Annotated in this window: 26 protein-coding genes; 13 read left to right on the top strand and 13 right to left on the bottom strand. The window is 44.6% G+C overall.

Translation table 11 applies throughout. The features are described from left to right. Positions 1-109 precede the first annotated feature (109 nt). The gene (locus tag R8O11_RS11580; RefSeq protein ID WP_005375519.1) at positions 110-532 is read left to right on the top strand and encodes a GNAT family N-acetyltransferase; all 423 of its coding nucleotides are present in this window, start codon (positions 110-112) and stop codon (positions 530-532) included. 98 nt (positions 533-630) lie between these two features. On the opposite strand, the gene R8O11_RS11585 is transcribed toward R8O11_RS11580, so the two are convergent. Beyond that, positions 631-2325, bottom strand: coding sequence for a phospho-sugar mutase (locus tag R8O11_RS11585; protein WP_238972281.1), 1695 nt, complete (start codon positions 2323-2325; stop codon positions 631-633). Between the two features lie 330 nt (positions 2326-2655). Between R8O11_RS11585 and coxB the strand changes: the two genes are divergently transcribed. The 4 genes from coxB to R8O11_RS11605 are packed head-to-tail and all read left to right on the top strand — an operon-like array spanning position 2656 to position 6943. Beyond that, positions 2656-3819, top strand: coding sequence for a cytochrome c oxidase subunit II (gene coxB / locus R8O11_RS11590; protein ID WP_171345465.1), 1164 nt, complete (start codon positions 2656-2658; stop codon positions 3817-3819). After that, complete coding sequence (ctaD, locus tag R8O11_RS11595; protein ID WP_318194164.1) at positions 3816-5447, top strand: cytochrome c oxidase subunit I; 1632 nt, start codon at positions 3816-3818, stop codon at positions 5445-5447. Before coxB ends, ctaD begins: the two co-directional genes overlap by 4 nt. Positions 5448-5467: 20 nt before the next feature. Continuing rightward, positions 5468-6007: a cytochrome c oxidase assembly protein gene (locus R8O11_RS11600; protein ID WP_318194165.1), complete on the top strand. Its 540-nt coding sequence runs from the start codon at positions 5468-5470 to the stop codon at positions 6005-6007. A gap of 51 nt (positions 6008-6058) precedes the next feature. Beyond that, positions 6059-6943 carry a cytochrome c oxidase subunit 3 gene (locus R8O11_RS11605; protein ID WP_005385214.1) on the top strand — a complete coding sequence of 295 codons (885 nt, stop codon included), beginning with the start codon at positions 6059-6061 and terminating at the stop codon, positions 6941-6943. Between the two features lie 24 nt (positions 6944-6967). On the opposite strand, the gene R8O11_RS11610 is transcribed toward R8O11_RS11605, so the two are convergent. Beyond that, positions 6968-7204, bottom strand: coding sequence for a DUF2909 domain-containing protein (locus tag R8O11_RS11610; protein WP_005375504.1), 237 nt, complete (start codon positions 7202-7204; stop codon positions 6968-6970). Here R8O11_RS11610 and R8O11_RS11615 point away from each other — a divergent pair. From R8O11_RS11615 to cyoE, 4 genes are read left to right on the top strand one after another with little or no spacing between them, the layout of a single operon-like run. After that, positions 7203-7994 carry an SURF1 family protein gene (locus tag R8O11_RS11615; RefSeq protein ID WP_182039332.1) on the top strand — a complete coding sequence of 264 codons (792 nt, stop codon included), beginning with the start codon at positions 7203-7205 and terminating at the stop codon, positions 7992-7994. The two genes, R8O11_RS11610 and R8O11_RS11615, sit on opposite strands and share 2 nt — an antisense overlap. Beyond that, a complete protein-coding gene (locus R8O11_RS11620; RefSeq protein WP_064376783.1) occupies positions 7984-8520 on the top strand; it encodes a hypothetical protein in 537 nt (178 codons plus the stop codon). The genes R8O11_RS11615 and R8O11_RS11620 overlap by 11 nt, the downstream gene beginning before the upstream one ends. Before the next feature lie 11 nt (positions 8521-8531). Then, on the top strand, positions 8532-9551 hold the full coding sequence (locus tag R8O11_RS11625) for a COX15/CtaA family protein (protein WP_064376784.1): 1020 nt from the start codon (positions 8532-8534) through the stop codon (positions 9549-9551). Continuing rightward, the gene (gene cyoE, locus R8O11_RS11630; protein ID WP_042521489.1) at positions 9544-10443 is read left to right on the top strand and encodes a heme o synthase; all 900 of its coding nucleotides are present in this window, start codon (positions 9544-9546) and stop codon (positions 10441-10443) included. The genes R8O11_RS11625 and cyoE overlap by 8 nt, the downstream gene beginning before the upstream one ends. A gap of 82 nt (positions 10444-10525) precedes the next feature. Here the strand turns inward: cyoE and R8O11_RS11635 are convergent, their stop codons facing one another. Beyond that, positions 10526-10999, bottom strand: coding sequence for an FKBP-type peptidyl-prolyl cis-trans isomerase (locus R8O11_RS11635; protein WP_005375638.1), 474 nt, complete (start codon positions 10997-10999; stop codon positions 10526-10528). A 13-nt stretch (positions 11000-11012) separates the two neighbouring features. Then, positions 11013-11645, bottom strand: coding sequence for a thiol:disulfide interchange protein DsbA/DsbL (locus R8O11_RS11640; RefSeq protein ID WP_318194166.1), 633 nt, complete (start codon positions 11643-11645; stop codon positions 11013-11015). A gap of 282 nt (positions 11646-11927) precedes the next feature. Here R8O11_RS11640 and R8O11_RS11645 point away from each other — a divergent pair, with 282 nt between their 5' ends. Continuing rightward, entirely contained in the window at positions 11928-12554 is a 627-nt protein-coding gene (locus R8O11_RS11645) for an OmpA family protein (RefSeq protein ID WP_025768460.1), read from the top strand. 191 nt (positions 12555-12745) lie between these two features. On the opposite strand, the gene R8O11_RS11650 is transcribed toward R8O11_RS11645, so the two are convergent. The 4 genes from R8O11_RS11650 to R8O11_RS11665 all read right to left on the bottom strand — a co-directional run bounded on the left by R8O11_RS11650 (position 12746) and on the right by R8O11_RS11665 (position 14590). Then, entirely contained in the window at positions 12746-13105 is a 360-nt protein-coding gene (locus tag R8O11_RS11650; protein WP_005375631.1) for a glutaredoxin family protein, read from the bottom strand. 111 nt (positions 13106-13216) lie between these two features. Next, positions 13217-13759, bottom strand: coding sequence for a hypothetical protein (locus R8O11_RS11655; protein ID WP_053303766.1), 543 nt, complete (start codon positions 13757-13759; stop codon positions 13217-13219). Continuing rightward, positions 13746-14291 carry a YaeQ family protein gene (locus tag R8O11_RS11660; RefSeq protein WP_005375627.1) on the bottom strand — a complete coding sequence of 182 codons (546 nt, stop codon included), beginning with the start codon at positions 14289-14291 and terminating at the stop codon, positions 13746-13748. The genes R8O11_RS11655 and R8O11_RS11660 overlap by 14 nt, the downstream gene beginning before the upstream one ends. A gap of 89 nt (positions 14292-14380) precedes the next feature. Further along, entirely contained in the window at positions 14381-14590 is a 210-nt protein-coding gene (locus tag R8O11_RS11665) for a cold-shock protein (RefSeq protein WP_005375625.1), read from the bottom strand. A 365-nt stretch (positions 14591-14955) separates the two neighbouring features. On the opposite strand from R8O11_RS11665, the gene R8O11_RS11670 reads away from it, so the two are divergent. From R8O11_RS11670 to R8O11_RS11680, 3 genes are all read left to right on the top strand, one after another. Next, positions 14956-15252: an alternative ribosome-rescue factor A gene (locus R8O11_RS11670; protein ID WP_017635870.1), complete on the top strand. Its 297-nt coding sequence runs from the start codon at positions 14956-14958 to the stop codon at positions 15250-15252. A 229-nt stretch (positions 15253-15481) separates the two neighbouring features. After that, on the top strand, positions 15482-16924 hold the full coding sequence (locus tag R8O11_RS11675; RefSeq protein WP_318194167.1) for a sensor domain-containing diguanylate cyclase: 1443 nt from the start codon (positions 15482-15484) through the stop codon (positions 16922-16924). 333 nt (positions 16925-17257) lie between these two features. Beyond that, a complete protein-coding gene (locus R8O11_RS11680; RefSeq protein ID WP_025768458.1) occupies positions 17258-18148 on the top strand; it encodes an RNA polymerase sigma factor RpoD/SigA in 891 nt (296 codons plus the stop codon). A gap of 26 nt (positions 18149-18174) precedes the next feature. Here the strand turns inward: R8O11_RS11680 and R8O11_RS11685 are convergent, their stop codons facing one another. From R8O11_RS11685 to R8O11_RS11705, 5 genes are all read right to left on the bottom strand, one after another. Beyond that, positions 18175-18549 (bottom strand): hypothetical protein, encoded by a 375-nt coding sequence (locus tag R8O11_RS11685; RefSeq protein ID WP_005375619.1) that lies wholly within the window; start codon positions 18547-18549, stop codon positions 18175-18177. Positions 18550-18654: 105 nt separating this feature from the next. After that, positions 18655-20793, bottom strand: coding sequence for an ATP-binding cassette domain-containing protein (locus R8O11_RS11690; RefSeq protein WP_053350479.1), 2139 nt, complete (start codon positions 20791-20793; stop codon positions 18655-18657). Beyond that, positions 20790-22376 (bottom strand): ATP-binding cassette domain-containing protein, encoded by a 1587-nt coding sequence (locus tag R8O11_RS11695; protein WP_025768455.1) that lies wholly within the window; start codon positions 22374-22376, stop codon positions 20790-20792. Before R8O11_RS11695 ends, R8O11_RS11690 begins: the two co-directional genes overlap by 4 nt. Next, complete coding sequence (locus R8O11_RS11700) at positions 22366-23790, bottom strand: TolC family protein (RefSeq protein ID WP_017821589.1); 1425 nt, start codon at positions 23788-23790, stop codon at positions 22366-22368. Before R8O11_RS11700 ends, R8O11_RS11695 begins: the two co-directional genes overlap by 11 nt. Then, the gene (locus R8O11_RS11705) at positions 23765-25996 is read right to left on the bottom strand and encodes a response regulator (RefSeq protein WP_318194168.1); all 2232 of its coding nucleotides are present in this window, start codon (positions 25994-25996) and stop codon (positions 23765-23767) included. Before R8O11_RS11705 ends, R8O11_RS11700 begins: the two co-directional genes overlap by 26 nt. Positions 25997-25999: the final 3 nt, after the last annotated feature.

A 25999-nucleotide genomic window follows, 5' to 3' on the forward strand; every position in this document is an offset into this window, starting at 1 on the left:
TGGCGCTGGACTAAACAAAGGCCCCCTTTTAGGGGGCTCACACAAAGCCACCTTCTTTAGAAGGTGGTAATTTACTTTAGGATATTGGTGTTTCCTAAGGAGAGGATATATGAAGCTTGAATTTTGTTTAAATCCAGATCAAACAGACCTTGATTTTGTTCGTGAAGGTATTCGATCTTATAACCGACTGCATTTACCTGAAGGGGAAGTGCATGCTGTAGGCTGTTTCGCAAAAGATGAGAATGGCAAGATCATGGGTGGCTTGACTGGCGAAATGTTTAAAAATACGGTGTTTGTTGAGTTTTTGTGGGTAGACGCTGAAAGTCGAACCTCTGGTCTCGGTAGTCAATTAATGTCGATGCTAGAACAAAAAGTAAAGCCTCATGGGGTTACCCATGTTTATTTGGATACCTACAGCTTTCAAGCTCTTGAGTTCTATCTCAAATTGGGTTTTGAGAAAGTGGGGCAGTACTCAGGCTATCCTGCAGAGGGCATCCACAAGTACTTTCTACAAAAGGAAATTGTAGGCTAGGGAAAGCACGGGTTAGCTTGACTTGTTCTAGTGAAAATCAAAAAAGAGGCGCGAATTTGCGCCTCTTGTTGTATCAAATATCTATGTTTCTCTTTGACTTACAAACTTTGCTGGTGCGCGTCGATAAGTTCGTTCATCTTCGCTTCTGCTGCTTGCTGTGCTTGTTCATAGCTCATATCCGCAGGGAAGAGGTTGATGACTTCGTAGTAACATTTTAGTTTTGGCTCAGTACCAGAAGGACGAACAATCACGCGAGATTGATCTTCTAGGTGATAAATCAATACGTCACTTGCTGGTAAGTCAATGGATTCTTCAGAGCCGTCGTCAAACATGCGAACCGATGTTTTTAGATCTTCGGTTACTGCAACTTTTTTACCAGCAATCTCTGTTGGTGGATTGGCTCGGAGTTTGTCGCCGATTGGTGGAGAGTTCGGGTCGAGAGCGATGCTGCGTTGTGCGTTGAAGTAGAAACCGTGCTCGCGGTACAGCTCTTCCAGTTTATCCCACAGTGTTTTGCCTTGCGCTTTAAGCTTGCCTGTTAGCTGTGAAAACGCGACGATTGCAGATAAACCATCTTTATCCCACACCTTGTTACCCACGGTATAACCGAGCGCTTCCTCATAAGCAAACAAGAATGGGTTGGTTTCTGTCTCTTGTTCCATGGCAACGTTAGTAAGCCATTTAAAGCCAGTTAATGTTTGATAGTATTGTGCGCCATGCGCCTTAGCGATGCTGCTCAGCATTCTTGAGGATACGATGGTGTTGCCAATCAAAGCGTTAGGTTGCTGTTCCAGCAAGTAATCGCCAAACAGTGAGCCCACCTGATCACCTGTTAGCATTTGATACTCGCCATCTGGGCGTTTAACTGCCACGGCAAAACGGTCCGCATCTGGATCGTTCGCGCAAGCGATATCGGCATCTACGGACTTACCTAATGCCATCACCATATCCATTGCACCGGCTTCTTCAGGGTTTGGGAAGTTGACGGTTGGGAAGCTTCCATCAGGTTCGCGCTGTTCCTTAACACTTGCCACTTTTTGGAAGCCTGCGTCGGCAAGTAGCGTTTCCGCCATATTCGCGCCAACGCCATGCATTGCGGTGTAAGCAATAGATATATCGGTATTGTTGTCAGGAGTAAGCAGCGCGTTTTCATTCATTGTCTTACGGTAAGTTTGGTAGTAGTCGTCTTCCAACCAAACTAACAAACCGTGCTGTTTTGCATCATCGAGAGACATTAAAGGTAATGGCTTCGTTGTTGCGTCATCAATTTTCGCTGCGATTCCAGAGTCGTGTGGAGGAATAATCTGTGCGCCATTCTCCCAATATACTTTAAAGCCATTGTATTCTGGTGGATTGTGACTGGCAGTAACAACAACAGCGGCCGCCGCATTCAATGTACGGACACCAAACGCGACAATTGGGGTTGCTGCAACGTCATACGTTAGGTAAACCTTGATACCAAGGGCCGTCAGTACGGATGCGGTATCATGCGCGAATTGTTTTGAATCGGGACGACCATCGTAGCCAATAACGACACCACGACTCGCGGCATCTTTGACTTGCTCAAGCAAATAGTGCCCTAAACCAGTGGCGGTCTCTTGAATCACCAAGCGGTTCATTCGGTTTGGACCTGCGCCCACTTTTCCACGTAAGCCTGCAGTACCAAAGGCAAGGCGTGAGCCAAAGCGATCAGTAAGTTCTTGTTCATTGTTCGTATCGACGAGGTGTTGTAGCTCTTCACGAGTCTTAGGATCAGGGTCTCGTTCTAGCCATTGAGTAATTAGTGCTGTCATATCAGTCATTCCTTAGTAGGTGGAGCCTACTTTCTTGGACACTTCGTTTGGTAAGTATCTCAATGTTTTCTTTTAAATCAATGTAAATGGTTCTCAATTACATTTCAAAGAGGGCAATCGATAAACCGAATTAATTTTTCTTATCAGAACAAAATTTAATCATATTTAATTTCTTGAAGAACCTTGGAACTATAACTAGCCTTTTAACATAAATATAACAAACCGTGTCGAAATCGTAGTTTTTGTGATTTTTCGTAAAGTTGTTCGATATTTGCATCGGGACGCAAGGAAGCTCGCGTAGGCGTAGCGGCTGAGCAGAGGAGAGATCTTTTGAAAAGATTAACGACTACTCTAGCCTTATCACTGAATGTGATTTTAATCACATTTTCCTCTTTTGGTTGGTCAAAGGAAAATGACTACAACATGACAAAAGGGGTCACAGAGATAAGTGGGCAAGTGTATGAATTACATATGCTGATTTTCTATATCTGCTGTGTAATCGCTTTGATTGTTTTTGGTGTGATGTTCTATTCCATCTTCCGTCATCGCAAGTCAAAAGGAGCAGTTGCCGCACATTTCCATGAAAGTACAAAAGTGGAAATTATTTGGACGGTCATACCCATCATCATTCTTGTCGCTATGGCGATTCCCGCAACGAAAACTTTAGTCGCAATGGAAGACACAAGCCAATCGGATATCACGGTCAAGATCACAGGCTCGCAATGGAAATGGCATTACAGCTATTTTGGCGAAGATGTTGAGTTTTTTAGTTTGCTTGCCACCAGCCAAAAACAAATTGATGGAATCGAAGCTAAAGGCGCACATTACTTACTGGAAGTAGACAACCCTTTGGTGTTGCCTGTGAATCGCAAAGTGCGTTTTTTGATGACTTCTGATGATGTCATTCACTCTTGGTGGGTACCAGACTTTGCCGTCAAGAAAGACACCATTCCAGGTTTTATTAATGAAGCATGGACAAGAATTGATGAGCCAGGCGTATATCGCGGTCAGTGTGCGGAGCTATGTGGTCGTGCACACGGATTTATGCCAGTGGTGGTGCATGCGATGGAAGAAGAAAAGTTCGATGAATGGCTAGCGAGTAAGAAGGAAGAACTCGCGCTTCAAAAAGCGGCGGCACAAGAAGCGCTCTCTCAAGACTTATCTATGGACGAATTGATGGCGCAAGGCGAATCGATATACACGGCGCGTTGCGCTGTGTGTCATCAGGCAAATGGTGAGGGGATTCCGGGTGCATTTCCCGCGATTAAAGGCAGTCCTATTGCAACCGGAGATGTTACAGAGCACATAGATATTATTGTCAACGGTCGCCCGGGCACCGCAATGCAGGCTTTTTCTAATCAGTTAAGTGACAAAGAAATTGGCGCGGTTATCACATATCAACGAAATGCATGGGGCAACGATACTGGCGATACAGTGCAAGCATCCGATGTGAATGCCTTTAAGGCACAAGGCAGTGCTAAGGAGGAAATATGAGTAAGCCAATAGATAAGGCAGTGAAGTCTGCGCCAGCAGAAGCCAGTGCGAACAGTACCATTGCGATTGATGATGGTTACGAGCATCATGCCCCCCAGGGCATCACTCGTTGGTTGTATTCTACAAGTCATAAAGACATAGGCACCCTCTACCTTTGGTTTAGCTTTGCGATGTTTCTAACAGGTGGTGCGATGGCTATGATCATTCGTGCCGAACTGTTCCAGCCAGGGCTACAGCTAGTCGATCCGCAGTTTTTTAATCAAATGACCACGGTACACGGTTTAGTAATGGTATTTGGTGCGGTGATGCCAGCATTTACGGGTCTTGCTAACTGGATGATCCCGATGATGATCGGCGCTCCAGATATGGCGCTGCCGCGCATGAACAACTTGAGCTTTTGGATCTTACCTTTTGCATTTCTTATTTTGTTGAGCTCGTTGTTTTTACCTGGCGGCGGTCCTGATTTTGGTTGGACGTTTTATGCTCCGCTGTCCACGACTTATGGCCCGGATAGCACTGCGCTGTTTGTATTCTCTGTTCATATCATGGGTATTAGCTCCATTATGGGCGCGATCAACGTTATCGTGACGATCGTAAATATGCGAGCTCCGGGAATGACTTGGTTCAAGTTACCAATGTTTGTTTGGACTTGGCTAATCACCGCTTTCTTGTTGATCGCGGTTATGCCGGTACTAGCGGGTGCGGTGACCATGGTTCTTACTGACAAATATTTCGGGACTAGCTTCTTTGACGCAGTTGGTGGTGGTGACCCGGTAATGTTCCAACACATCTTTTGGTTCTTTGGTCACCCAGAAGTGTACATCATGATTTTACCGTCGTTTGGAATCATCTCCGCTATTCTGCCTGCTTTCAGTGGTAAGAAGCTGTTTGGTTATCATTCGATGGTTTACGCGACGTGCAGCATTGCATTGTTATCTTTCCTTGTGTGGGCGCACCACATGTTTACCACGGGGATGCCAGTTTTTGCTGAGCTCTTCTTTATGTATTGCACTATGCTGATTGCGGTACCAACGGGGGTGAAAGTCTTTAACTGGGTTGCCACCATGTGGCGTGGAGCTCTGACATTTGAAACGCCAATGTTGTTTGCCATTGCCTTTATTGTGCTTTTTACTATTGGCGGCTTCTCGGGACTGATGTTGGCGATTGTGCCGGCGGATTTCCAATATCATGACACTTACTTCGTGGTTGCCCATTTTCATTATGTGTTGGTATCTGGTGCGGTATTCTCGATCATGGCAGCGGCATACTACTGGCTACCTAAGTGGACGGGCAATATGTACGACCACAAGCTGAGTTTATGGCATTTCTGGTGCTCAATTATTTCCGTCAATGTCCTGTTTTTCCCAATGCACTTCCTAGGCTTAGCAGGCATGCCAAGGCGCATACCGGATTACGCCATTCAGTTTGCTGATGTTAATCAAATAGTATCAATTGGTGGGTTTGCATTTGGGTTGTCACAACTGATCTTCTTATGGTTGGTGATCAAGTGTATTCGTGGCGGGGAGAAGGCTTCTGCAAAACCGTGGGAACGTGCGGAAGGTTTAGAGTGGACAGTGCCAAGCCCTGCGCCGCATCATACGTTTACTACACCGCCTAAGATTGACTAGCAAAGAGTGGGGTGAGTGACATGAAACCGAATCCATCAAACAAGAAGCTCACAGTGAAGTTGCTTTTGGCGACCCTGTTAATGTTTGGCTTCGGCTATGCACTGGTCCCACTTTATGACGTGATGTGCGACGCACTGGGAATCAATGGAAAGGCAAGTGAAGTAGCCGCCATTCAACCGACAGGTATGCAACCGGACATGAGCCGAACTGTTCGCGTGGAGTTTATGGCGCATGTCAGCCCAGATATGCCTTGGGAGTTTAGACCCAAAGTGATTTCGATGGATGTTCACCCAGGTGAAGTCGTGCAAACCGAATACCTTGCATTTAATGAAAGCGGGCAGAAGTTGGTGGGGCAAGCCGTTCCTTCTGTTTCTCCCGGGACTGGAGCTGCTTACTTCAATAAGATTGAGTGTTTTTGTTTTAACCAGCAGCCTCTGGATGGTAAACAGCAAGCTCAAATGCCGTTGATTTTTTATATCGAACCGGACTTGCCGGAGTCTATACACACGTTAACGCTGTCTTACACACTCTATAAACTTCCCCCTCCTACAGGCTCTTAGCCACTCAGGGAGAGAGATACAGACCAAGGTTGGTCAGTAAGGAGAGAAATTATGAGTAACAAGCCAGGAACATATTATGTTCCCGCTCAAAGTAGCTGGCCGATCATCGGTGCATTTGCTCTGTTTTTGGTTGCTGTTGGCGCAGGCATGACCGTCCAGGGGACACAAAGTGACGGTGCAGTGGGAACCATTGGTGGCATTGTGCTAGCGGTGGGCTTCTTGTTCTTGCTTTACATGTTGGCTGGTTGGTTTAGTAATGTGATTACTGAATCACTGAGTGGAAAATACAGCTCGCAAATTACTCGTTCTTTTCGCCAAGGAATGAGCTGGTTTATCTTTTCTGAAGTGATGTTTTTTGGTGCCTTTTTTGGTGCCTTGTTCTACGCCAGAATGATTTCTGTGCCTTGGTTAGGTGGGGCAGATAATAACTTCATGACTAACGAAGTCCTGTGGCCAACCTTCGAAGCGATGTGGCCACTCACACTGACGCCGGGAGGAGAAACAACACAAGCTATGCCGTGGCAGGGCATACCCCTTACCAATACTATCTTGCTGCTATTGTCGTCTATTACGCTACATATGGCGCATATAAGCCTTGAACAAGACAAAAGAACGGCACTGATTGTTTGGTTAGAGATAACCATCGTACTTGCTGGCTTTTTCCTATATTACCAAGCGGTTGAGTATGTTCATGCTTATCAAGACATAGGGCTCACGTTGCAGTCCGGTATTTACGGTAACACGTTCTTCATGTTGACGGGGTTCCACGGTTTACACGTTTGTCTTGGGACTATCTTCTTGATCGTGCTGCTGTTCAGAATCGCTAAAGATCACTTTTCGCCAAAGAACCATTTTGCCTTTCAAGCGGGCAGCTGGTATTGGCATTTCGTGGATGTGGTTTGGTTATGTCTGTTTGTGTTTGTTTACGTACTTTAGGCGCAGTGTGAACTCTTGGTTCGACTAATAAGGGCGAGGGTTTGGTGCTAGCCAACCCGAGCTGAGCGCAATAAGCAAAAGGACGACCACCAAAGCGGAGAACATGACTCGACGGCCTAAGTAATGACTCATGGGTTTGTCTCTTTTTTCAGGATTATCTGGGTCTTCACGAACCATTTCGATAAGCGCTTTTGCGAGGTTGAAGATAATGAAAAGCAGCAAAAGGACAAGCGTCAGTTTGAATAGAAATACGGTGGACATGGCACCTCCGGTTTCATCATTGTTGTTATCAAGACAATTATGGCTATCGAAACGGTTTTGGGTTGCAGTTGGTTTAACTGTGGTTGTGTTTTCTCTTTTGGTCAAACTGGGTTTTTGGCAGTTTGAGAGAGGGCAAGAAAAACAAGCATTGGAACAAGCCATTCTCGCGCGTGCGGATAGTGCGTACCAAGCACTAAGCGTCGTTCTTGAAGACAACGACTGGCGAGAGGAAAGTATCCTCGGGAAAAAAGTGGAAGTTAATGTTGTTCCTCAGGCGTTTCCCGTAATTTTGTTAGACAACCAAACGCATCAAGGCAGTGTGGGATATTTAGCATTTCAGATTGTATTGACGATCGATGAGCCTAGTGCCTATGCGTTATTGGAGCTTGGTTTTGTCGAGGGAAGAGCAGAACGCTCAGTGTTACCAACGGTCACCAAACTCGATAATTCGACTTTCATCACAGGACGCCTGTACCGAAAATCTACTAATCCACTGAGTTCAGAGTTAATGCCGGAAGTTGGCGATGTTATTCGCGTGCAAAACCTAAACATCGCGCAATTGAATCAGCTACTGAATATTGAACTTATGCCCGCAGTCTTGCAGCCAGACAATTTAACTCGTTGGCCCTATGACTTTCCTTGGAATCCATTGCCACTCAATAGTGCCAAACATTTTGGCTATTCGATTCAATGGTTTTCGATGGCAGGTGTTTTCTTAATACTGACTTTAATTGTTTTTGTTCGTTGGCAAAAAAAGTTGCGTCACATGGAGGTGAAGCATGACATCTAAAGTAACCAAAGGACGACTAATGTTGATTGCGCTGGTTTGTACGTTCGCGCTTCCCGCTGTCATTGCAAAAGTCATTCTCACACAAGGGTGGTATCAAAGCGGAGTGACCAATAGAGGCGAGTTAGTCGAACCATATACGACGTTAGAGCAGCTTGGTCAAGAGTCACCTCTCAAAGACCATGGTTGGCAACTCGCTTATGTATTGCCTAACGAATGCACTGAACAGTGTAAACAGCAGCTTTACCTGCTTCAGCAAAGCCATGTTGCTTTAGGTAAGTATCAAGAGCGAGTAGTGCCAGTCGTTTGGCAGACTGAGCATTCAGAACCCATGGAAGTATCGATGTTAGCGATGCAAATGAATGAATTGGTTACCGCTAAAGTGAAACCTGGGCAAATATTGATCGTTGATCCTCTTGGGCAACTGGTGATGTCTTACTCGCCGAAACCAAATGAGGACTTAGTCCTATTGAATAAAGGTATGTTGGCGGACTTACGCAAGCTCTTAAAACTGTCACGAGTCGGTTAGAGGAAGTGCATATGAAATTAATTCAGTTGGTTAGATTCAGTTTGCTGCTAACTCTCGTGGTGATCATATTAGGGGCATATACTCGCCTTTCAGATGCAGGGTTAGGTTGCCCGGACTGGCCTGGTTGTTATGGGCACTTTTCTGTACCGCATCAAGAAGAAGACGTCATACGTGCTAACCTGAACTTCCCCGAGCGGGCAGTAGAGCATGAGAAAGCATGGCTTGAGATGATTCATCGCTATTTTGCGGGAACGTTAGGTTTAGTCATTTTTGCGATGGCAGCGATATCAGTAAGGTCTGAGCGTGTAAATTCAACCATTCCGATGTTGCTAAGCGTATTGGTGATTGGGCAGGCACTTTTGGGAATGTGGACAGTTACTCTTAAATTAATGCCCGTCATCGTGATGCTTCACTTGCTCGGTGGTTTTGTTTTATTGGCGTTACAGGCGATTTTTTACTGCCAATTAAAAGCGCAAAACAATCTCTATTTCTCTCCATCTTCTAGCTCTCTGAGAGGCTTTTCATTGTTGGTTTTTCTGGTTGTTTTGGTGCAAGTGCTCCTTGGAGGATGGACTTCGTCAAATTATGCTGCGCTGATGTGTACCACACTGCCGATTTGTGAGGGAGACTGGATGAGCCATCTCTCATGGAAAGAAGCGTTTTCTTTCTGGCAAACTGGATTCGAGAATTATGAATTTGGTGTCTTGGAGTATCCGGCAAGAATGACTATACACGTCACTCATCGTATAGGCGCTATTGTTACCGCCACCGTGGTATTGGCTTATAGTATTGGGCTTATGAGGCAAGATTCTCATCATTCACAGAGAATTGGAGGGTGGTTGTTATTCACTCTGGTGTGCCAAATTATGCTGGGTGTAAGCAACGTAGTATTTCAACTTCCTATCTATGTCGCGGTGGCGCACAACCTTGGTGCCGCTGTTATGTTGAGTCTCGTTTGTGTTAGCCAGTTTTACTTGTGGCAGGGTAAAACGGCTTGGAATTACACCGCGAAAGGAGTTCGCTATGAGTAAAGAAATCGCGCTGTCGTTAAATGGGCGAAAGCGACTAAGTTCCGTTTATTTGAAGTTAACGAAACCTAAAGTGGTGGCGTTAATGTTGGTGACGGCAGTAGTAGGTATGAGCTTAGCCCCGGTTGATGATTTCCCCTGGTTGCAGGCGGTAGTTGGCCTAACGGGGATTGGTCTGATGGCCGGGTCTGCGGCAGCGTTTAATCATCTAATTGACCGCCGAATTGATGCGAGAATGGCACGTACACACAAACGACCATTGCCATCGGGTGAGACTAAACCATCATCGGTGATAGCCTTCGCTACAGTTTTAGGTGTCTTAGGGTTTGTACTTCTCTATGCGATAGTCAACCCGCTGACGGCATGGTTGACTTTGATGAGTTTGCTCGGCTATGCGATGGTATACACAATGTACCTCAAACGTGCTACGCCCCAAAATATCGTCATTGCAGGGATTGCCGGTGCGATGCCGCCTCTTCTCGGTTGGACTGCTGTAACAGGGCAATTACATGCGAATGCCTGGCTGCTCGTAATGATCATTTTTATCTGGACGCCACCACATTTTTGGGCTCTGGCTATTCATCGTGTCGAGGATTACCGCAAGGTAGATATTCCCATGCTGCCAGTGACACACGGCATTGAGTACACCAAAACTTCTATTCTGTTGTATACGGTGCTATTGACTTTGGTTTGTGTCCTACCGGTTTTGGTTGGTATGGTCGGCGTGGTGTATCTTTTTGCCTCGCTACTCCTCAATGCTGGCTTTATGTACCATGCATGGAAGCTAAAATATGCACCAGAGCCAAATACCGCGATGGAGACGTTTAAATTCTCTATCTATCATCTTTTGGCGTTGTTCATTGCATTGCTTTCGGATCACTATATTGGTTTTTAACCTTTCTTAAAACAGAAAACGCCGCGTGGTTCGCGGCGTTTTTGGTTTTGATACTTTGGCTTTAAGACAAAGCTTTCTAGATTTATTGAATTTCTAGCAGTTCAACATCAAAGATCAAAACACTTGCTGGTGGAATTGGGCCAGAGCCACTCTTACCATAGCCAAGCGTGCTTGGTACGAAAAGGCGGATTTTCTCACCTTCTACCATGTATTGTAGACCTTCTTGCCAGCCTTTAATGACTTGGTTAAGACCAAATGAAATCGGCTCACCACGATTAACAGAGCTATCGAATACCGTGCCATCAATCAAGGTGCCGTGGTAGTGTACTTTTACTTTACTTGTTGCCGTTGGGTGAACCTCACCTTCGCCTTTTTCAAGAACCATGTATTGAAGGCCACTTTCTGTTGTGATGACGCCTTCTTTTTTCGCATTTTCTAGTAAGAATGCTTGGCCTTTGGCAAAGTTTTCATCTGCTACTTTATGGTTTGTCCAAGTACGGTAAATGAAAAAGCCCGCCAAAATAAAAATAATAAGAGGAAACAAAAATTTAGACACGTAATCTCCTTGTCTATTTAGGTTGTTTTAGCAAAAAGTTGATGGTTTCTGCCATGGCTTCAACGCTGTCATGACCACCAGTAATTACTTGATATTTTCCGTTTACGATAAAGGCTGGAACGGAGTTAATTTGGCCTCGCGTGGTGATCGCTTCTGCCTTAGTGATGTACTCAAACAGCGCTTTTTGCTGTGCTTCATCTAAATGGTAAGGGCTGATAAGGTTGCGAGACTCAAAGGCTTTCTCAACAGCGATTTGGCGTTCCTCAGCCGTTGCATCGGCACCCATTTGCACAGCAGTAAAAAGATCTGCCATAAACGCTTTATCTGGTGTTGATTCAAGCTGCATTACGGCAGTATAAAAGATGATGGCGCTCACTTGTGCACTTTCATTGAACGTTACATGCATTTTTTCAACGCTTTGATCGGTCAATGATTCAATTTGAGGGATAAACTCTTCCATTGAGCGGCAGTGGCCACAAGTTAAAGAGAATGCTTCAGTCAGGGGAGCTAAATCATATTCTTCAAGGGATACTGGCAAAACTTCGTATTGTTTGCCTTGCTGAGGCTGACTCTTGCCGCTATCGCATGCCGACAAAGCCATTACGGCAACAACAACAGCAAAGCCTTTCGATATGGTTTTTAACATAGTAGTGCTCTAAATGAGAAATTTGCGTTAGTTTATCGGTTAACGATAGTGACTAAAACCATTAAATAACAATAAAGTGAGACCATTGGTAACAGACTTAGCCTGACGTATGGGCTGTAAGGGTAGGGTATTTTAGTGTTGCTTTTTATTTGAGAGATGATTTGGCATTGACTCCAGTGGCATGAACGCTGCATAGACAAACCAATCGGTGGACAAAAGCGCTAAAGATTCGGCGTGTTTTGTCGACACAATGAACAAGAGTTTTTCTACGTTGGTAATGGTATGAAGCATTGGTTTTTAATTGTTTGTGGCATTCTGGCCGGGTGCAGTAGCCTCGATCAAGATATGGTCCCAGGTGGGAACATTTTAGATACAGCTCCTAAATCAAACACTGAGCTGAGACACCCAGAATGGGGATACCCGAGCGCATCCAATGTGGCTTCTTCCCCTCGTTCATATCAAACGGCGAGGGCGTCAGTAAAAAAGTCGCAAAACGTGACCTCTCTGGAAATGTTCCTGAGCAGGCATAACATTCCTCACGAGACGCTCAGTGGTGGTCACCTGATGATACGTTTGAAAGAGCAAGTGCATTTTCAAACGGGCTCTGCACGGTTATCTGCTCAATCTCAAGACTGGATTCGAAACATTGGTCACTATCTGGCGGGAAGAACTGATGTTGATGTCGTGATTGATGGTCATGCGGATAGTACGGGAGCTGAAAGTTTCAACGACACGCTATCTGAAAAGCGAGCTCGTGAAGTAGAAAAACAATTATTGGCGACGAGTATTCCACGTCAACGAGTGTTTTCTAGAGGCTTCGGAGAGTATGTACCGAAGTGCAGCAATGCGACAGCGAGTGGTAAAGCTTGCAATCGGCGCGTAGAGCTAACATTGATCGTGGATGAATAACGCAGACGTTGGGTGGTAATCTTCGTTGTGTTGTTCTTGCATACCCGTTATTTGCTTAGTGGAGTTTAAGTTCGGAGTTGAGCAAGAAGACTGAATAAGGAAAGCTCGCACGGCAACATTTAGCTAGAAAAAATAGAAAAGAGGCACCGTTAGGTGCCTCTTTTACATCCGCCAATGTTCATAGGGGGAACTTAGGCAAATTCTTTTTCAACGTAAGCGACGATGTCAGATGACTCGTATAACCACTGTGTTTCGCCATCTTTTTCGATACGAAGGCAAGGGACTTTAACTCGCCCACCACCTTGCTCTAGTTCAGCTCGATGAGTAGGATTATTTTTTGCATCACGTAGCTCAATGTTCACCGATTGACGCTTCATTGCACGGCGGACCTTTACGCAAAAAGGGCAGGCTTCAAATTGGTAAAGTGCGTATTGTTTCGCTTTTTCATCAATACGTTGCTGTTCTTCTGCGGTGCGCTTAATACCACGAGGTGAGAACACCGCGTTCAGCAATAAGATAACCTTGCCTAAAATCCAACGGATAAACTTCATAATGATCCCTTGACGTTCATTGGGTAACTGTCCTTTAAGAATGCAATCATGATGCTTGTTGCACTGAGCGTGAAGTCTATCAGTTGTTTGAAATGGATAAAACCATGTATTTTATGCGGAAAATAGACGTTTAAACCAACCCCAAAAGCCACTTGCTGAAGCCGGACGGGCTTCTTTACCTTGATAAAAACTTTGCATGAGTTCGGTTCTGAATGCATCAACGTCCATGCGTTTTATGACAAGCTCATGCTGCAATGTATTTTGAGTCTGCTCGGCATGATCGTGCGCCAAGCTGAAATCCATATTTAAATAGCCTTGCGTGTATAACCAAAGGTGGGTGACTAAGATTAGGTCTTCAGCAGATTGGTTAGTAAACTTATCCGCGAGCTCATTACCCAAGGAGTCAGTCAGAACTTGCTGCATACGCTGGGTAGAGTGAGCATGTTGCTCGTAGTTAGCACTTGCTTCAATATGTGATTTGGTCAAAAGGCCAAGCAGGTGAAGAGTAGGTGCTGTTGTGGGTTTGTTCTCACAAACTTTTGTAAATAGTTGTGACTGTTCTTTTAACCAACGCCGCTTTGCTGCTTTATGTTCTTTAACAAAGGGGATTTCTTCAAATCCCATCTCTTGACTCAGTTCACTAAGAGACGTCATGGTTTTTTAGTTCCTTCACCGTTACTTCGATATGTTGATCATTGATATCAACAAAAATTGAGCTGCCAGTAATCATAACAGAAAGGCTAGTACCTCGGTCAAGATGCTGACAAATCAAGTCGATAGCGTCATAGTCAAAGCTCTCTACGTTGACGGGAAGCATTGAGAACTTTCCTGACATTTTGTCCCACCAGACAGCCGCTTTGGTGTTATAAGTGTAAACTTTTACATGCTTTGCGAGGCGAGAAGCTTTCTTAATTCTGTCTGGTTCTGGTTCGCCAATTTCAATCCAGTGAGTAATGCTTTGATCATCGCCAACATGCCATAAATCAGGCTCTTCAATCGTAGAGAGTCCTTTTGTAAACTCCAGATTGCTTTGAGCATTTAAACAGTAAGCTAGAATGCGAGCCAACATTCGTTGCGGCTTTTCAGAAGGATGAAGGGCGATAGTTAGATTTTTAGAATCGTAATAGTCATTATTCATATCGGAAATGGCGATACGAAATTTGTAAATGGTTGGTTTAAGAGCCATAGATTTATATCGTTTTGTTGGCAAAATAAGTTTTAGGCAAAAAAATAGCCAGCTTTAAAAGCTGGCTATCGTATCAAATTCTTTAAGAATTAAAGTACTTTGATTTGCTCTGCTTGAGGGCCTTTTTGACCTTGAGAGATAACAAATTCTACTTTCTGGCCTTCAACTAGAGTACGGAAGCCGTCACCAGTGATTGCAGAGAAGTGAGCAAATACGTCAGGACCGTTTTCTTGTTGAATGAAACCGAAGCCTTTAGTTTCGTTGAACCACTTAACTGTGCCAGTAGCTGTGTTAGACATGTCTATTTCCTAAATATCTAAATAATGTAATCTTTCGCCTCAACGGCGCTTATAGCGTGGAAAAATAAATTGCTATTGCGTACCACAGGACGACGGGTTACAAGTAATCCAACGAAATGTGAAAACAAAGAACTTTCTTTCTAGCCGTGTTTGAGTCTAGGTTAATTCCACGAAGAGTCAACATATATTAGTGCTTTATGGACAAATATTTGTATTTAGTCACTATTTAACCAGCATGTTTTTGATTAAATTTCAAATAAATGACGGTGATGTGAAGTTTTTTAGCATAAAATTCAACTAAATCTATAAATTTGACTTATTTATATAATTATTGTCCAATCTGGTTCGACCATTAAGGAGGATTTATGGCAAAGCGTAAAATCAGTCCTCAACCGAGTGGCTCACAACATGAGACCGACTTCGGCAGAGGTGAAATCAAAGACAACGCGTTAAAAGCGGTTGTTACCAGTCAGCTGTTCCAAACACGAGTCGTTAAAGCGAAAAAAGGTAAAGGTAGCTTCAGCCGTAAAATGAAGCATAGAGGCAAAGAGCCCTATTCAAAGTTCTCCCCAAGGTGGATTTTGAATAGGGCTTTTTTGTTGGTACTAGGTGTTTGCAAAACTGATGATATTCAATTTTTAGTACCAGATAAGTTTTCCTAATTTATCATGTACTGCTTCAACTGCTTCAACTGCTTCAACTGCTTCAACTGCTTCAACTGCTTCAACTGCTTCAGCGAACTAGGCGTTGAAAGTACCAATTAAGTACTAAAACTTACTAAGTTAGATTCATATCAATAAGCGTCACTTCCTGTCTTATGCAACTCTACTATATCTTTAGTCTAATCAAACAGCCGAGATTATGGTTTAAAAAGACTGGTGAGAAGTAGGTATGTCATCGACGAGTTATGGTACTTATGGTTGCAAATGTAAAAAAGCGTGTGCTTCTTTATTACTACTGTGGCTGTCCATTTGTCCGATGGCGCATGCACACAAGTCAGAGTCTCATTCTTTAATTGTTGCTAACTCCAAAGCGTGGAAGCCGTTCTCTTACCTTAGCCCAGATGGTGAACCTAAAGGTATTTTAATCGACTTTTGGAAAGAGTACGCGGTGAACAACCAAATCGACGTTCAGTTTCTCCTTTTGGATTGGGATGCTTCTTTGCAAGCCGTAAAAGAGGGTAAGGCTGACTTTCACGGAGGACTTGTCTACTCGCCCGAAAGGGCGAAGTATATGGACTTTGGCGCAGTCATAATGCCTATCCAAACCAAATTGTACGTAAATAAAGATGTACTTTCGGTTGATATCAGGAGTGTTTTAACTGGCGAAATGACGCTGCCAATTGGCGTTGTTAAAGGAAGTTACGAGTCTGAGTTTGTTCAGACGAATTATCCGAATGCACCTATCGCAGAATACATTAACAATGATTCGATGATACAAGCCGCCGTCGATAAAAAGGTGCTGTACTTCGTTGCGGACCTGCAAGTTGCTAACTTTTATATGGCAACCACGCCGGGAGCGGGTATGTTTGTCCCGACAATTAGCTTATATAGTAAAGATCTTCGGATTGCAGCAGGAATGCACAGTGCAACTTCCATTTTAGAGGTATCACGAGCGTTTGAAAAAGTCATCGATACGGATCGTGAGCGGATCCTCACCCGTTGGAGTCTGGTGAAAACGGTTTATCCACTTTATCTTTTCCCTATTGCTATTTTCATTATGGCGGTCGCAACGCTTTATCATATTTTTGCCCTCAAACGTATGGTTGCTCTTCGGACAAGGCAATTAACGATTGCCAATCAGCAATTGCTAGAGATGACGTTGACGGATTCTCTCACAAAGCTATACAACCGTAGACACCTGATTGAGCAATTGGCGCTACTGAATCATTTGAAGCGAAACTTAACGGTGATGGTGTTTGATATTGATGATTTTAAATCAATCAATGATCGATATGGCCACCTTGCTGGAGACCGAGCAATAGTTGCCATCGCAGAAGCCGCTAAGTCGATGACTGATGACCGAATGACATTGGCGAGAATTGGAGGAGAAGAGTTCGCACTCGTTACGTCTTCTCTGTCAGAGCGAGAAGCACTCAATTTTGCCAATATGCTCTGTAAAGCAGTTTACGATCAGCCTGTTATACTGGGCGGACAAGCAATTCATTTGAGTATCAGTTTGGGCTGTGCTTACTATCCTGAGTTTACCCACATCGTGAGCTTGCAAGATGCTGACGAGTTGATGTATCAAGGTAAGTCTGAAGGAAAGAATCGTGCAGTTTTCCAAGTTATAACAGACTGTCAGCTTCAACCTGCGCTTCGTCAAGTGAATTAGATCTCGCTAATTCAACTGATACTTCAAACCATCCTCAAGCCTCAAAGTTTTAGTCAGAGTAACGTGGTAAGCGTTAACGATCACGTTGCGTTGTTTTCTTTGAGGCCAATTTGCGTACAAATACTTGCACTTTCATATATATAACCCCCCACCTGCTCACGTTTTTATCATAGAAGCAGTAATTGTTTTAAAGTGATAAGTGATTTCTTGGTAAAGATCAGAACCCCTGTCTACACTCAGTGTAAAGTAATGCATATAAAGCATGATGCATACAGTGTTGTACAAAAACAATTAAAGAAGATAAGAAATAAGTTGGCTTGAGAAGGACGGGGAATGAACAACGAATGCTTTGCTAGGTTCCGAGCTGTCACGGATGAACTGTCAATGAAAGAATCGTTGTCAGTTGGGAAAGACCCTTATGCTCACTATCTCAAAGATATTGTGGGGATTGATTTGTTGTCTCGTGAAGAGGAGTTGCATTACGCCAAACTTAATCGAGCTGGTGATGAAGAAGCGCGCGAAATGTTGATTGAGTCTAATCTTCGACTTGTTGTGAAAATCGCAAAAGGTTACCTCAAACGGCCAGGCAATAACTTTACTCTGCTCGATTTAATAGAAGAAGGTAACATTGGTTTGATAAAAGCGGTCGATAAGTTCGATCCTGAGCCAGGCTACCGTTTTTCTACTTATGCGGTATGGTGGATTCGCGAGAATATAGAAGCGGCATTAATGAACAATGGCCGCACGGTACGTTTACCTGCTCATGTGTGCAAAGAGATAAATAGCCTGGCTTTAAAAAAGCTCGATGCGTCAAAAAGTGAGAGCAAGGAGTTGTCTATTTCTGAACTCTCACGCTGCTCAGGGGTGAAAGCAGAACGTATAGATGAACTTGTTGCTCTAAGTGGTTTTATTGATGTATCGACCACTGCGGACCTACATCGTGTTCCATTTGTTCTTGAACTGTGTGAAAGTGAGTATACGCCAGATCCACAACAAGACTGTGAAAACCAGTGCTTTACTCAAGCTATTGAAAATATTATTAAAACTTTGCCAATTAAGTTGCAGAAAGTCTTGATCCATCGATTCGGATTATTTGACCAGAGAGTGAAAACCTTGTCGGAAATAGGCCTGTTATTAAACGTATCTAACGAGCGTGTTCGTCAGATGCAGATAGAGGCGGTTGAACGCGTGCAGAAACGTCTCCGATTCGATGGTTGGGTTTAAGATTTTTAGCCCCTTATCCTAGCTGATTAATTTACTGGCTTGCTACTCTGTTCTTCCGTAAGTAACAGCAGCTCAAGCTGTGCTTTAGCTGCTGCCTCCAATCTCCATACACTCAATAATCGGTTAAGTGCTGCGCGATAAGTACGACTTTTGAGTAAAAAAGCGAGCGTACTTGTGTAGTTGTTTACGACTTGCGCTTGTGTCTCGACCAAAGCAGTTTTGTTTTCGATGTCGATGTGTTGAAGGTTAAAGTCAGGAAGAAACGCACACTCATACCATACCTCTACAATTTCACGAATTTCGAGTTCTTCTTCAGGCACGTCGAAGTCTTGTAACTGGTAGTTTTCTGGTATCGTTGATAAATAAACCACATCCAATTTGTCTGCAACAAATGTATACATCGGATTCCTTAGTGTACGCGCTTACAGAGTAAATAGTCTCATCGTTTACATTTTTGTCAATGACCGTGCTCAAGTATGAATGATGAACCACACCACATTCCGAACTTAACTTAGACTTTTTAAGTACTTATCGGTTAACCCGAAATACTTCAGGTTGCCATCTGGCTCCAAGACTAAGCTCATATTGGATGTAGAGATCATGCCCGGATCATTCGTTGAGAAAATAACGGTCTTATTGAGTAGTTTGTCGCTAAATAACCGCTTGAAGTAGTGGGAATTTTCTTGCTCTGCACCATTAAATGGCTCGTCAATGATAATCAAAGATTGTTCGCAGTTGCCTAGCCCTAATGCGAGCCGCAGTCTTTGTTGAATACCATTTGGTAAACTTTTACAGATATCAACGCTCAATTGAGTGTCCAGGCCTTGTGGCAACCATGTATCGAGCTCAAAGAAACTCACCATTTCACGCATTTTTTCTGTTGGGATTAACCCATTATGCAAGATGAAGTTAGTCTCCAAGGAGCCTTCAAAAATATGCAGGTTAAACGGGATGTAGTTAATCGAGGTTCGATAGCGGTAACTGTTGAATTGTTTGATGTTATAACCGTCCACCGAAACTGAGCCTTGATAGCGTTCCTCTAGCCCAGCGATAATAGAAATGAGCGTCGTTTTACCGCAACCTGTTGGTCCACAAATCACAACTTTTGCGCCCGGTGGAATTTTAAAACCAAGATTAGTTAAGCCTGTTGCCGCACCACTATAACGATGGCTCACACCAGAGCCGACGATACTACCTTGAAAGAGGCGAATAGGGGGGCTTTTCTCTAACGTTAGCTTATCGTCATTCATCGCCATAAGGTTGTTGATTTGCGCAGAAGACGCCTTAATGGATTGGAACTTAGAAATAGAGTTGTAGATGCCCATAATAGGCCCCAACGCCTTCCAGACTAAAATTACGGTAGCAAGCATTGCACCTGCATCGGAGGTGCCGTCCATCACGCCGATAACGGCCGCGACGATACTTGCGGTACCAATAACCTGAATCAAACTCCCGCCTGCTGCCTGAACCCTGCTATTAGTCACTGAAACATGTTCTGCATCGTTGGTGCTTTGTAAATGCGATGCGCTAAAGCGGGACTGGATAACACGCAATAATGGCAAGCCTTGGATGGTTTTTATACCACGAAGAATCTCATTCCATTGGTAAGAAACCATGGCGTTGGCGCGAGAGCTCTTGGACGTGGCTTGCGAGTAGATGTAACGAGAATAAACACAGAACACCAACATTAGAATCAACCCCGCCATAACGACTAGCGCTGCGGTACCAGACATAAGAGCAATGGCAATAATGAATACGATAACAAACGGCATGTCGAAGTAGCTTAATGTTGACTCTGCGGTTACCAAACGGCGGAAAGTGTCGATGTCCTTCAATCGTGCTAACTGAGAAGAGACACCAGCGGTAGATGTCATCGAATAAGGAAGCCACAACAGTTTGGATATTACGTTTTGAGAAATATGCACCGCCAAATCCTTTCCTGATGTGGCGATGATGTTGACCCGCATTTTCTTGAAAAAGTATTCCGAGAACCCAACAATCACAGCAAATAACGTGAGCCAATAAAGCGTGGCTTGCGAGCTAGAGGTTAAGGCGAAGTTGTACACACTCATAATAAAAAAGGGCTGGAGTGCGCCGAGAATGCTGACCACGAAGCTGAGAATAATCAGGCTTTTGAGTTCATTGTTGTAGCGATAAAACGCGTATTTAATCCAGTTACTGCGGTCTTGAGATTCAGGTGGCGGCTCTCGGAATAAGCGGGAGTATTCGCTGATCGACACCAACAAGCACGGCTTCTTGCAGAGCGGGTATTCAATGGTGTTGTTATTGGTGTAATCAAACAGGATCAGTTTGCCGTCTTTGGTGCCCAAGAAAATCGCAGTGAGGTTTTCTATCTCAATAAAACAAGGATGAGGGTGCCCCTCGATGTGCTCCAACGTTTTTAATTTGGTGACGTCACAACGGTAACCAAGACGTTCAATGGTGGCAATAAAACTGTCGCTGTCTTTTGGTTTAGGGATAAAAGCGTCACTGAGGATAGAAGGTGTGCCTTCCCATTCAAGCGCTATGAGGGTATAAGCTAAACCACGAATCAAAGGTGACTCATTGTATCGCTCGTCATAACTGCGAGCCTCAAAGTCCAACAAGCGCTGAGGGACATTATTAAAATCAACCAAAATACTCATTGGTCACCTCCGGTAAGTTTGACGCGTTTGAGGCGATGATTGAGTTTGTCCATCTTGTTGCTGACGATGATGAGGATTTTGTCGTTGGCGCGATAGGCGGTGCTGGTCAAAACCAATCGAGCAAAGTCGTCATCATAAACACAGTCGATGTCGTCGAAGATCAACACACGTTTGTTCGCGAGTAAGGCACGCACTAACAACAAGGCATAAGCGACTTGGCGCGAGAATGGGTTGCGTAAATGTCCTTTAAGCTCGGTGTAAAAACCAGCGGGAAGGGCATCGATTTGTGCCTTGATGTTCATGGTTTCGCAAAGCGCAAATGCCGTGTTATTTAAGCTTGGGCGGAAACAAGTCAAGTTGTCGATGATGGTGCCTTCGACGAACGAACTGGTTTTGTCGACCATGAGCACGCTATTACGCCAGACGTTGTAGTTGACGTCATCGAGCGGTGTCTCGTTGATTTGGATATCGAGCTTGCTGTCGGTGTTTTGCCGCGTAATGCAATTGGCGAGGTGGGTTTTGCCCGCGCCGCTTTTCCCCGTCAGCAAGTAAGCCTGACCGCGTTCAAACTCGATGCGTTGTTTTTCCGAATACTTCACCGAGATGCGCTCGACTTCCGTCGTGTCGTTTTGTTGTTCTATAGATGCAGCAAGCTCAAGCAGCTCGGCGATACGTTGAATATGAAGCTTGTTCAACTCCCAGCGGCTCACCGTGCGCATTACTTGCTGGTATGGCGCGAAGTAGCGGTTGGTAAGCATGATGATGGCAGCCATGATGCCTTGGCTCGATTGCATGTTGATAACTGCCGTTGCCAAAACCACCACCACACAAGCGATGGAGAGCTGTTGTATGAGCGACAAGATAAGGTTGAAGTTTGATTCAATTTGCTCGTATTTGATGTTCTCGACTTCACGTTCTTCCACCATTTGTGTCATCAAGCTCTCAACGCGATATTCCATATTGCGCGCTTTGATATCGAGGGGGCTAGAGATGATCTCGATGATTTTCGACGTGGTTAAGCCTTCGATGTCGGATTTGTTTTCTAGGCTGTTGATTTTTTGCTTGGAAAGACTGAGTGCGAACACCGCCAAAATGATGGAGGCGAGCAAGATAGTCACCCCTGCCCAAATGTTGATCAGACCGATAATCAGAATGGTCAGTATGCTGACTGCAAGATTGATCAATGCCCGTACAGATTCTCCGCCAAAGAAGGATTTAATCTCTGGAATGGTAGCAATACGCTCTAGGTATTCACCGGGTTCTAGGCGACGAAACTTCGATATCTCAGCCAAACAGATGGATTGAAACACCTTGTTGGTTAAGTTGGTTTCGAACTGCTTCATGATCACCGACGAAATCTTCTCTTCCTGATTCTTTAAGTGATAGTCGAGGAAGATGGTGATCAAGATAATGGCAAACAGAAGAAACAGCGTGTCTTTAGCTTGGTTAGGTAAAACTCGGTCAAAGATAATCAGAATCGAAAAGGGCAGTACCAAACCAAACAGCGTTGAGATGACCGTTGAGAAAGTCAGGTAACACTTGTCAGCAAAGTTAATCTTCTGGGAAAAATGCTCAGTTTGCATTGCGACCTCCTTTCTTAATCGATGGTTTGGAGAGAAGGTGTTTTGGAACTAAGTCTTGATTGCTTCTGCCTTCGATATCGCTCATCAACTGCATGATGCTTTCGATGGATTGCACCGACAACATGCCTTTGATTTGTTCAAGATTGATCGATTCAATGATGTAGTCATAGCGCGCGCTCTCGTAATCACGTAGTGCGCTAAACAGTTTACTTTCCGCTGCCAGTAAGTCGGTAATGGTTCGAGTACCAAGCTGGTAAGCGCGCTGAATGCCTTTGTAGGAGGCGTAGTTAGCTCGGATGATGTTCTCGTAACTGCTAATAGCTCGGGAGAAGTCATTAATGTTGAGTACCGAGGTGTTAACGCTATTGCGCGTCGTGAACAACGAATCTTGGTAAAGTAGCTCCGTTCGCTCGATAGCAGTTGAAGATTTTTGATAACCGTAATAATCCGAACCGCCGGAGAAAATCGGCACATTCAAGTTCAAACCTACGCTGGTGGAATTACTGTCCCCTGTTGCGGTTGGGTCGGTTCGGTCATAGTTGTTCGCATCGTCGTAACGGTAACTGGCAGAGAGCGATACGGTCGGCACAAAGTTTGAACCGCTTTCTTTCAAGCCTCTTCGGCTGCGTTCTACGGTTTTCTTCGCAACCAATAAATCGTTATTGAGCTTCAAAGCTTGTTCAAGAATCGCGCGTTGTTCGGATTCGCTGATTTCCGCCAAGGGCACGCTTTCGTAGATGTCCTGCGACGGGGTGACTGGATATTGAACTTGAATCTCTAAACCGTTCAAAATCACACGTCGATCTTTCTCTAAGGTTCTTAAGCGGTTGGCAATGCCTTCTTTCTGAGCAATTACCTCATACAACTCGCTCGCCGCAGTGTTGCCAAGCTCCACGTTGCGACGCATTTGGCGTTCACGCGTTTCAGACGATTTAAGCTCGACTTTCGTGGCTTTGATTTGCGCGTTGTTTTTGAGGTACTCGAAATACTGGGTCGCGATTTCAGAAATGGTGCTCTGGATTTTGTTCTCGTGCTTGATTTCTTCAATGTTGAAATCAAGCTTTGCGGTGCCGTATTTGAAGATGTCGCCAAGGTTAAACACCGATTGAGATAAAGACACGCTGTAGCTGTTGGAGTTGTAGCTAGAACGCGTATCCGGTGTTCCCGTTAATATGGTCTCGTTTTCATTCCATGTAGTATCAGCGGCACCGTTTAAAGAGGGCAGGAACTTAGAACGGCTAATGTCGATGTTGTATTCGTTTTCTTCCACGCCTTTGTCACTAGCGCGCAGAGATAAATTGTTTTCCAAGCCGAGTTTGACCGCCTCAAGCAAGGTGGTCGCCATTGCTGAAGGAGCATTGCTCAATGTAAGCGCTGCCAATACGCAGCTAGTTAAGTTTCTGTACCGCCACATACTTGTTGATCACCTTGATGATTTCGTCGTTTTTATAAGGTTTACTGATCACGTAATCCATTCCAGCTTCGATACAAGCTTGGTGTTCATTACTGCTGGTCAATGCTGTCGCACCTATGATGGTGCAGGGGTTTTGTCCGCTCTCTTGTTCGTATTGTCGAATGCGTTTGGTTGCTTCAATACCGCCCATGCCAGGCATAATGCAGTCCATAAAGATGATGTCCGAGCGTTGATTTATGAAGTGCTGAACAGCGTCTGCGCCATCGCCAACGGTATCTGCTTCGTATTCTTGCTTGCTCAAAATACGTTTGAGTAGAATCTGTTGAACACGGTCATCTTCCACAATCAGGAATGAGCTGTTCTCCATCTGATCTTCAGAGGCTTCCGCTTCCATGATTGCCAATAGGTTAGGGATGAACTCATACGGAATCCCAGGAGAGTTCAGAATCTTGTCGACAAAGGTATGGCTCTCTTGCGCTTGCTGAGTGCTAGTAACCGAAAGCAGCAATTTAGTATTCGGGTGATTGCGCAGTTGCGATTTCACCGTTTTGCTCAGTGAGGGCAGTTTGTTTGGCTCGAACGTGTCGGTCAGCATGATGGCATCGTAATCGCCAAAGGTTTTTGCAGCAGAGAAGAGCTCGTTCGGCGTTCGAATTGGTGTGATCTCTAAGCCCAAGTTGACCAGCATTTTGTTCATCACATCAATGCGCAGCTGAGAGTTGGCACACAGCAACAAACGTTTATTGTCGAAGCGAGTTTTCTCGGTGTGGAAGCTCTTGGCTTTTAAATCGAGCTGAATTTGAAAACGTTCCTGATTGCCCGATTGATACCAATGGCTCTCGTAATAGCCATAATCTTTCAGCACGCTTTTCGCCAAATCGTCTTTGGTTGCGGTGTGCTGTTTATGGTCGCTCCAGTGTAGGGTATTGAGCTTGGCAAACGGCACATCCAGTGTGGTTAAGAAGTTTAGATTGATGGTCAAGCGGGTGTTTTCAATGTCTGACGCCGCACCTGATTCAATGGTGACAAACAGTTTCTTATCGGCTTTGAGTTGGATGGCATTCGATAGCTGTAGGAACAACACCCAGAATAAGCTGGTGGATTGTCCTTCAACACGGTTTGGTAGGTTATCCGAGATAAAGCAGTCTAATTCACCTTCATTTCGCTGCACTTTTGAACTGATGTGAATCATCAATTCAGACAGCACATTAAGCAGTGAAAATTCTTTCGATTTGCTCTCGGTTCCTTGTGAAATGAGTCGGTTGTAGTTCTCTGCCAACTCAGACAGGGTATTGGCAGCCGAGGTTATATCTTGCGCCATCAACACGCCGCTCTCATCGGTCTCTTGTACGAGGTATTGCACGCCGCCGTTAATGGTGTTGGTGATGCCTCGAATCTCGTAACCAATCAGAGCATAGAGCTGCTTGTAGAGATCGTTATTGCGTTTTTGCTCTTCGAGTTTGCTGAAAATCAGTTTTAGGTGAGAGTAAATCTGACGCTGCTTCGGATTGATGCTCACTTCATTGAGCAACTCTTCCAACCTCTGTAAATCCAGTTGTTTGAGTTCTTGATAAAGTCCGTCGAATTCTTGATCAATGTCGCGCTCATTCGAACTGGATTTTCTCAGTTTAAGGATTGCCACTAAATTCGATAGAACGGCGATACCAACCAACACAACAACGACCATAAACAACCAAATGAAGAACTCGTTTTTCTCCATCATTAGGTCGCTCGCATGGTTGTTAAACATGGTGCGATAGTTGTCGTCCATTTGTAGGTAGTTATTGGTGAGCGAGAGATACAGTGCCAACACATCGTCGCGAGTTTTTGAGCTGTCCGAGAAGCGACTAATCGCCAGTTCAAGCTGCGTATATTCGGTCGCACCTACCAAGCTAAACTCGGTTTTGTTGAGTGACGCGAGAGACTTAAACTGGTCAATTTCGTTTTTCAGAACCTCAAAATCGAGCTCTGTTGTACTACAATAACGCGCGGCTAAACAGCGTTGCAGCGTTTGGATATCAAGTTCGATGGTTTGGTTGAGTTGTTGAGCTTGAACTAACAGAGGCGCGTTTTGCACTTGCTCCACTGAATCCACTTTTTCCCAAGAGACATACAAATAAAAGGCGAGGGCAGCCAGCACCAAGCTGAAAGCAATGCTAAGGCGCATAACAGGAACGGAAATATTGTAGGAAGGTTTGTTACTCATCCA

The sequence above is a fragment of the Vibrio sp. 1288 genome (assembly GCF_033344475.1).